The 791-nt window shown below is 76.6% G+C and carries 1 protein-coding gene; it reads left to right on the forward strand.

Annotation, left to right across the window (positions count from 1 at the left end; translation table 11 throughout):
• Positions 1–791 (forward strand): S8 family serine peptidase (locus tag G3I65_RS26425; RefSeq protein WP_160698505.1); only part of this gene is annotated, 791 nt, incomplete at both ends.

Below are 791 nucleotides of genomic sequence, written 5' to 3' on the forward strand. Positions count from 1 at the left end.
GGCGGCGCGGCACGGACTTCTGGACGTGGCTCACCGCGTCGCCGGGCACGCTGCCGCCCGGCATCGGCAAGGTGTGGCTCGACGGCCTGGCCACCCCGGCGCTCGACGTCAGCGTGCCCCAGATCGGCGCCCCGGCCGCCTGGCAGGCCGGCTACACCGGCAGCGGGGTCACCGTCGGGCTGCTCGACACCGGCGTCAAGGCCGACCACCCGGACCTGGCCGGAAAGGTCGTGGCCGCCAAGGACTTCACCGGGACCCGGCCGGACGCGAGCGACGACCTCGGGCACGGCACGCACGTCGCGGGCATCATCGCCGGCACCGGCGCCGCCTCCGGGGGCCGCTACCGCGGCGTGGCCCCGGACGCGAAGCTGATCAGCGGCAAGGTCTGCGTCGCCTACGGCTGCCCGGAGTCGGCGGTGATCGCCGGGATGGAGTGGCTCGCGCCGCAGGTGCCGGTGGTCAACCTCAGCCTCGGCGGCGACGCGACCGACGGCACGGATCCGTTGTCCCAGGCGGTGAACGCGCTCACCGCGCGGTACGGCACGCTCTTCGTCGCTCCCGCCGGGAACGACCGGACGCTCGACCTGCCCGAGCCCCTGCCGGTCGTGGCGCCTGCCGCTGCCGATGCCGCGCTCGCCGTCGGCAGCGTGTCCGCGGCCGACGTCACCAGCCCGTTCTCCAACCGCGGGCCGCGCCTCGGCGACTACGCGGTCAAGCCCGACCTGTCCGCGCCCGGCGAGGGCATCGTCTCGGCGCGGGCCCCGGGCACGCGTGACGGGGACGCCGCGCCG

The sequence above is a fragment of the Amycolatopsis sp. SID8362 genome, from assembly GCF_010550475.1.
Taxonomy (GTDB): Bacteria; Actinomycetota; Actinomycetes; order Mycobacteriales; family Pseudonocardiaceae; genus Amycolatopsis; species Amycolatopsis eburnea.